Source organism: Rahnella sp. NRRL B-41462, from assembly GCF_003263525.1.
In the GTDB taxonomy this organism is placed as follows: domain Bacteria; phylum Pseudomonadota; class Gammaproteobacteria; order Enterobacterales; family Enterobacteriaceae; genus Rahnella; species Rahnella aceris.
In genome coordinates this window covers 1-7,764 of the sequence record NZ_JYDF01000077.1, presented here as the reverse complement: position 1 = coordinate 7,764, position 7,764 = coordinate 1, and the positions used below count along the sequence as shown (strand labels likewise).

General features: G+C 46.0%; 6 protein-coding genes. 3 read left to right on the top strand and 3 right to left on the bottom strand.

What is annotated here, in order from left to right; translation table 11 throughout:
- Positions 1-297: 297 nt before the first annotated feature.
- Positions 298-891, bottom strand: a complete 594-nt coding sequence (locus UC14_RS18070; RefSeq protein ID WP_097455244.1) for a mobilization protein MobX — start codon at positions 889-891, stop codon at positions 298-300.
- Between the two features lie 12 nt (positions 892-903).
- Positions 904-2,001 (bottom strand): mobilization protein MobA, encoded by a 1,098-nt coding sequence (gene mobA, locus UC14_RS18065; RefSeq protein ID WP_112198143.1) that lies wholly within the window; start codon positions 1,999-2,001, stop codon positions 904-906.
- 165 nt (positions 2,002-2,166) lie between these two features.
- On the opposite strand from mobA, the gene traD reads away from it, so the two are divergent.
- The 3 genes from traD (at position 2,167) to UC14_RS18050 (ending at position 4,642) form a co-directional block, all read left to right on the top strand.
- Positions 2,167-2,634, top strand: a complete 468-nt coding sequence (gene traD / locus UC14_RS18060) for a conjugal transfer protein TraD (RefSeq protein WP_016517641.1) — start codon at positions 2,167-2,169, stop codon at positions 2,632-2,634.
- Positions 2,635-3,228: 594 nt separating this feature from the next.
- On the top strand, positions 3,229-4,185 hold the full coding sequence (locus UC14_RS18055) for a replication initiation protein (protein WP_039899550.1): 957 nt from the start codon (positions 3,229-3,231) through the stop codon (positions 4,183-4,185).
- Between the two features lie 7 nt (positions 4,186-4,192).
- The gene (locus UC14_RS18050) at positions 4,193-4,642 is read left to right on the top strand and encodes a helix-turn-helix domain-containing protein (RefSeq protein ID WP_016517644.1); all 450 of its coding nucleotides are present in this window, start codon (positions 4,193-4,195) and stop codon (positions 4,640-4,642) included.
- Between the two features lie 671 nt (positions 4,643-5,313).
- Here the strand turns inward: UC14_RS18050 and UC14_RS18045 are convergent.
- A complete protein-coding gene (locus tag UC14_RS18045; RefSeq protein ID WP_232829701.1) occupies positions 5,314-6,666 on the bottom strand; it encodes an MFS transporter in 1,353 nt (450 codons plus the stop codon).
- Positions 6,667-7,764: the final 1,098 nt, after the last annotated feature.

Genomic DNA, 7,764 nt, shown 5'->3' with positions numbered 1-7,764 from the left:
AGCGCATTATTTAACCAATCTTGGTTCGTAAGGGGTTGATTTTGCGTCAGTGGCTATCGCTTTTAAGTTGTCGCTCTTGCAGTATCGCATTTAGGTTATCCGATTAAGGTCAAACCTCTGAAAATGCCGTATAGCGCGGGAGTACACCCTATTGCTATAGGTAAGTCTGTTCAAAAAACAGGCTTACCGTACAATAATTCTCTATATCCAAACTGACCCCTATCAGATCCCCCCGACACGTTTAATTAATGCTTTCTCCGCCGGAGATCGACGCACAGCGTTCTGTGCTCTATGATGTTATTTCTTAATAATCATCCAGGTATTCTCTTTATCCCCTTTATCACCATACGTAGTGCGAGTGTCCACCTTAACGCAGGGCTTTCCGTCACAGCGCGATATGTCAGCCAGCGGGGCTTTCTTTTGCCAGACCGCTTCCATCCTCTGCATTTCAGCAATCTGGCTGTACCCGTCATTCATAAACCACGTAAATGCCGTCACGCAGGCAGCCATGACGAAAAATATCGTCAGCACGAGATAAATCGCGGATTTCCACGTATAGCGCGACATCTCGCGTCGCATTTCATGGATCATCGCCTTCGCCGTATCGGTAGCCTGATTAAGCGCTTCTGTCGCCGGTTTCTGCTGTGCTAATCCGGCTTGTTTCAGCTCTTTCTCAACCTGAATGAGCGCGGCATGAACAGATTGCCTGACGGTTTCAGTCATATTACCGGACGCGCTGTCCAGCTCACGAATGAGCCTGCTCAGCGTGTCACTCTGCTGCTGTAATTGTGCTGAGGCGTCCTGAAACTGCTCAGTCAGAGAGGTAACACGCTTTTCCAGCGCCTGATGATGCCCGATGAGGGCAGCGATTTGTTTAATTTCGTCGCTCATGAAAAATCCTGTCTATCGTGAAAATGACCAGCCTTTATCCGGCTTCTGTCGTGTCTGTTCGGCGAGTCTCTGCTGTTCTTTCTCCTGCTGACGCTGTTTTTCTGCCAGTCGCTCCATTTCCTGATGTATCCCCTGAAACTCCGCCATTGTCTCGTTCACAAGGGACTGAAGGTCGATTTCGTCCTGTACGTCCTTCAGCGCATCACTGACCCGTGCGTTCAGCTTCTCCGGCTCTTTCTCAAAATCGAAAACCCTGCCGGAAGTGTCTTCCTGCGCAGGTTCAGGCTTCTGCTCTTGTTTTATCGTCAGGTTATCCCGCTCGCTGATGGCTTCCCGTAGCGAGGTGGTCACGTCAATCACACTGTCACGTTCATCACGAGACTGCTCCGCCTGCCTTTCAGCGTCCCTGCGCTCAAGGATGGCCTGTAACTGCGCAGTATCGAACCGCTGAACCTGTCCCGCGCCAAGATGCCGCTCAGGCTCACGCTCAATGCCCTGAGCTTTGAGTGAGCGTGCATCAACGCGGTCGGTATGCTGATACCGTTCAAGGTGCTTATTCTGTAGGTCAGCCCAGCGTTCCCGCTGGGCGACGAGGTGCTCTTTGCGTTCTGTCGGCGTTTCCCCGAAACGTGCCTTTTTCGCACCGCCGCGCTCAGGGGCTTTGCTGTTAGCTCGCTTAAAATACTGCTGCGGGTCACGGTCGATACCGTCATTCATCCGCTCAGAGAACATGATATGCGCGTGCGGCTGCTCGCCGCCGGCTATCGCCGCTTTCGGATTATGAATGGCGAACTGATACGCATGACGGTCGCCGATTTCCTGCCGGACAAAATCGCGGACCAGTTCAAGGCGTTGTTCGGGTTTCAGCTCACGCGGCAGGGCAATCTCGATTTCACGGTAGGTACAGCCGTTGGCACGTTCAGACGTGTCAGCAGCTTTCCAGAACTCAGACGGTTTATGCGCTGCCCACGCAGGCATATTACCGGACTCCTTGTGCTCAAGGTCGGAGTCTTTTTCACGGGCATACTTTCCCTCACGCGAAATATAATCGGCATGGGGAGAGGCACTGCCTTTCCCGCCGGTTTTTACGCTGAGGTGATAGGAGGCCATCGTGTTTTTATCCCGCTGAAGGCGCGCACCGTTTCTGAACGAAGTGAAGAAACGTCTAAGTGCGCACTGATAATAAAAAGCTTATCAGTGATTCTACCTGCATTTGACCTCGGCCGCCATTCCTGACCATAATTTCCACATCAACATTCAGAGGATAAAACAGTCATGGCTAAAAGCGAAAAACAGGAAAAATGGGCAGCAGACAGAGTGCAGTACATTCGCGGCTTAAAGTCGCCGAATGAACAGCAGAAACTCATGCTGATACTGACGGATAAAGCGGATAAAACAGCGCAGGATATCAAAACGCTGTCCCTGCTGATGAAGGCTGAACAGGCAGCAGAAAAAGCGCAGGAAGCCAGAGCAAAAGTCATGAATCTGATACAGGCCGAAAAACGGGCAGAAGCCAGAGCCGCCCGTAAAGCCCGTGACCATGCGCTGTACCAGTCAGCCGGACTGCTTATCCTGGCGGGTCTGGTTGACAGCCAGACGGGGAAGCCTGTTGATGATACCGCTGCCTTGCTGGGTGCATTAGCCAGTCTGAATGACCTGTCGAGGGATAATCCGAAGTGGTCAGACTGGAAAATCAGAGGTCAGGAACTGCTGAACAGCAAGAAGTCTGACAGCACCGCATAGCAGACCCGCCATAAAACGCCCTGAGAAGCCCGTGACGGGCTTTTCTTGTGTCATGGGTAGATTTCCTTGCATGAATCCATAAAAGGCGCCTGTAGTGCCATTTACCCCCATTCACTGCCAGAGCCGTGAGCGCAGCGAACTGAATGTCACGAAAAAGACAGCGACTCAGGTGCCTGATGGTCGGAGACAAAAGGAATATTCAGCGATTTGCCCGAGCTTGCGAGGGTGCTACCTCATTCTTTCGTGTTTGAAGGTATGTTTTTTGGAGGAGCAAACGCTGTTTGCGACATCCTTTTATCATATCGCTCAACTGGCACTGGCGGTTAGTTATCCACAAAGCTGGGATCTATTCTTTTTTATCTTTTTTATTCTTTCTTTATTCTAGTGATTTTAATGTTTTGTTTTATAAGTAAAAAATACATGAAAGGTTAAGTGAAAATTAGGAAAGGTTAAGCAAAAATTAGGATCTCCTTTCAAAAGGTTAAGTGAAAATTAGGTAATCCACACAACCACATAAAAGGTTATGACAATGAAATTGACATAACCAATCGGAAGGGTTATGTTGTTTTAAAATCACAACCAATGGTTTTAGTCATGGCTGAATTGGTAGTATTCAAAGCAAACGAGCTTGCGGTTAGTCGTTATGACCTAACAGAGCACGAAACGAAACTAATCCTGTTTTGTGTTGCAAAGCTAAACCCTACATTAGAAACACCAGATGAAACTGAACGAACGGTTAAATTTTCATGCTCCGAATATTCTTCATTTATGGGGATAAGTTATGAGAATGCGTGGGGGCGATTAAATACATCAACACGAGAGTTATTTAAGCGGTCTATTGAATTAATATATCCAACAGGTGCTGTATCTATGCGTGTTTTTAATTGGGCTGAATATGCAGAGTTCAATAGGGAAACACAAGAGGTAACTTTAGTTTTTAGTAAATATATAATCCCATTACTATTTCACCTAAAGAGATTCATTAAATACAACCTCGAGCATGTTAAGTCCTTTGAAAATAAATACTCAATGCGCATTTATGAATGGCTGCTAAAAGAACTAACGCAAAGAAAAACACATAAAGCCAATATTTCAATAAGCATTGATGAGTTTAAATTCATGCTAATGTTAGAAAAAAGCTACCCAGAATATAAATTACTAAATCATTGGGTTTTAAAACCAATTTCAAAAGATTTAAATACCTATAGCAATATAAAACTATCTATTGATAAGCGCGGTCGTCCTGCTGATACGCTGATCTTCCAAGTTGAACTGGATAAACAAATTGACCTTGTGACTGAGCTAGCAAAAGAACCAATATCAAAAAAAGAAGATAACTCAATCCGTTTAACGCCTGAAAATCGTCTGCATGAGGGGCTAAAAACAACATTACATGATGCTTTAACTGCGAAAATACAACTTACTGGATTTGAAGCTAAATTCCTGAGTGACATGCAGAGTAAGTATGATCTCAACGGCTCATTTACATGGCTGACTCAAAAACAACGAGCCACGCTAGAGAAAATTTTAGCTAAGTACGGACGGAACTGAGGTATCTATGGCTTTAGTATCAATAAGCGAAGCAGCCAGACTAACTGGAAAAAGCCGCACAACAGTACAGTCATACATTAAGCAGGGAAAACTGACCAAGTGCACAGATAGCGGTGGTGCTTCAAAACTAGACACATCAGAGCTTCTACGTGTTTTCGGATCATTTACTGGTCAGCAGGTTGGCAGTGAACAATCAGGCAGTACTGTGCAGCATTTGGCAGGCGATTTTGTGCAGTTACCTGACCAGAATTTGCTACATGAAAACTATGCCTTAAAAGCTGAAATAGAACTCGTAAAGGCATTGCTGCGTGAGAAAGAGCTACTACTCGATGAAAAAGACAAACGCAATGAGGATCTCAAACATGCTTTGCTGCTAATCGAGTCTAAACTGCCGAATACATCGGAACCAGTGACACCTCATGTGGTGAAAAAATCATGGCAATTCTGGAAGAAATAGCGTTTTCAGCCGGCAAACCGACTGAAACCGGATCTGCGATTCTGATAACAAACTAGCAACACCAGAACAGCCCGTTTGCGGGCAGCAAAACCCGTACTTTTGGACGTTCCGGCGGTTTTTTGTGGCGAGTGGTGTTCGGGCGGTGCGCGCAAGATCCATTATGTTCAATCGCCCATTTCACATGGCAAAACAGCCACTCCAGTAAAAACTAACCTCCTGTATCGCGTTTTGGGGCATTCCAACCCACAAGGCAGGGCGTTTACCGCCTGAAAGTTTGCAACGCTTCTGAGGCGGTTTTAGGGCCGGATACTGCGGGGTATGGTTTCAACCTGTTTTTGGCCTATAACTGGCATTTAGGGGTCACCTCAGAATTCGGAAATTAAAGCACGGTAAGCCGTGGGCTTGACTGCGCATCTCAAAAAAGGTCGTTTGCGAGAGGTAAGGCCATGCCAGCGGCTTACCGTACGATTTTTTCCGAATTCTGAAGCGCCCCCATATAGCCCCCTATGAGCCGTTATGATGGTTGGATGCTGATGCACGGTATGTGGATGGCCGTTTAGGCTGCGTTGATAGATGTGCTCGTTGGTGGAAAATATGTTGTGGCTTAATCGGTCATTGCATCTCTCTTGAGTCTATTGATGGGGGGAGGGAATGACCGATTTGTTAAAAAATTAGAGTTCTAAACTTTTATCCCTGCTCAGAACTGTGGTTACAATAGCCATAACAGCTGAGCCAATTAGCAACATAAATGTTGCATCCCAACCGTAGTTATCAACGATAACTCCCATGCCTAATGTAGCTACAATAGATCCGAACAGATATGAAAAGGTGCCAGTAAGACCAGATGCCGCACCAGCGACATGCTTGGGTACCAACTCCATGGAGTACAACCCAATAAACATTACAGGGCCATAAATGGAGAGGCCAAGACAAATCAATATAAAATAATTAAGTGATTGATATTCAACCCCTGCTGGAATCATCCAATAAGCCCACAAAAGTATTATTGTTACCAGTAAAAATAGCACGTTTGTTAATGGTTTTGAATTTTTGAAGATTTTAACAGAGATAAGTCCAGCAAGCATCATGCCCGCTATCCCGCCGATTTCAAAAACAGAAAATCCCCCCATCGAAGATAGCTTGCTCAGCCCTTTCCCTCCAATTTCCACAGGAGCGCTTAAAAATTTTGGTGCCCACGCTACAATACCGTAACGCAAAATGTAAATGAATGCGCCATGTATACAGCAATAAAGTAGTTTTGTATTGCCGACAATATGTTCTGAAATTATGCTTTTAACTGATGGGTGTTCTGAAATTACTTCTTTTGTTTTTTCACCAGATCTCCATTCTTCAACGCTGGGTAAACCTACCGATGCAGGCGTGTCCAATTGCAAGAAATAGATTAGGACGCTCATTGCCATGCAGACTATGCCAGGAATGATAAATCCCATTTGAACTTGCTCAACCGCACTATCACCAGCAAAAGCAAAGCTAAGTCCAATTAATATTGGTGCTAGCGCCCCACCAAAGTTATGCGATAGATTCCATGCGGTAGCCCATGATATGCGTTCTTTCCGATCATACCAAAAAACAAGCGTTCTCGCTCCTGGAGGGTACCCCATCCCTTGAATCCATCCGTTAATCAAGTACATTATTGTAAATAGCATGACGGATGTAACAATGCCTGGGATTGCACCAATCAGTAAGTTTACCAATCCAGACAAAAATAATCCAAGCGATAAAAATATTTTTGAATTGCTTCTGTCGGAAATCAATCCAGACACAAATTTAGATATACCATAAGCCAAAAAACCTGCGCAGGATATGATTCCTATCTCCGTGGCTGACATGTCCAGTATGCCAGATAGAACGCTCGTAGAGTTTCTTACAAGGTAGTACCCCATGTAGCCAATGAAAATACTAGAGAAAACCCTGTAACGACTGGCTTTGTATACCTTGTCTATTTGCTCTTTTGGTAACAACGGCTTTGGCGGTGGTGGAGCCATTAGTTTAGATAAATTCATGATTGTTAATTCCGTGCTAAAATGAATTGTAGTGATATTTAAAATACTCTCCGCACTGATTTTTATTGAAATGTTAATTACTAGTTTTCGATTGGCATCACAAAAAAACAGTAATGTTAGCCATTGATGACTTTTATTTGTTATTCGCTTGTTTCGTGAGCGTGTCTATCGTTATTTATTTTGGTTAAAGGCATTGGCTTTAGGGAAGGTGCGATCCACTTGTTCGCACCTTCCCTAACTAGTAGTTCAAATAGTTCGCTGTGCTCACAGGCTCGGGCTAAAGCCCACCCCTTAACCAAACGTTATGCCTCACAATCCCTAAGTGCCATTACGCGAGAGTGGATCCGCTACTCTGCGCATAACGCCTTTTATGTTCAACAGCCGATTTCGCATACCAAAACGACTATCCCAGTCAAAAGAAGCCTCCTGTATCGCGTTTTGGCGCATTGCAACGCCCAAGGCAGGGCATTTGCTGCTTGAAAGTTTGCAACGCTTCTGAGGCGGTTTTAGGGCCGGATCCTGCAGGGTGTTTCTGGATCTGGCCACAGTCCCGAACGTGGACGACTAGCGCAGTCTGTCGCGCCCCCTTCGGGAGTCGCCAAGCGCAGCGCGGCAGGCAGTTAGACCCGCATCCAGCGCAGCAGCAGGGCCAGCGCCGCAATCCATGCCGCCACATCCCACGAAGGCCCGGCTAAGACGCTGTAGAGTGGCCCCAGCACCAGCCAGTCCGCAGCCCAGAAGGGGTCAGCTCACGAAACGGATATTTTTGTACGCTAAGAGATGGGTATCGAAGCTGAGGCGGTGCCATTCTTGACGTTTCTCTTGCTGCTGTCAGGTTGGAGTATACGTGACCTGACGGAAATTTCGGCGGTTCCGGCGTACAAGGGGTCAGTTTGGAGATCGGAAATTTTTGTACGTTAAGCGCATTATTTAACCAATCTTGGTTCGTAAGGGGTTGATTTTGCGTCAGTGGCTATCGCTTTTAAGTTGTCGCTCTTGCAGTATCGCATTTAGGTTATCCGATTAAGGTCAAACCTCTGAAAATGCCGTATAGCGCGGGAGTACACCCTATTGCTATAGGTAAGTCTGTTCAAAAAA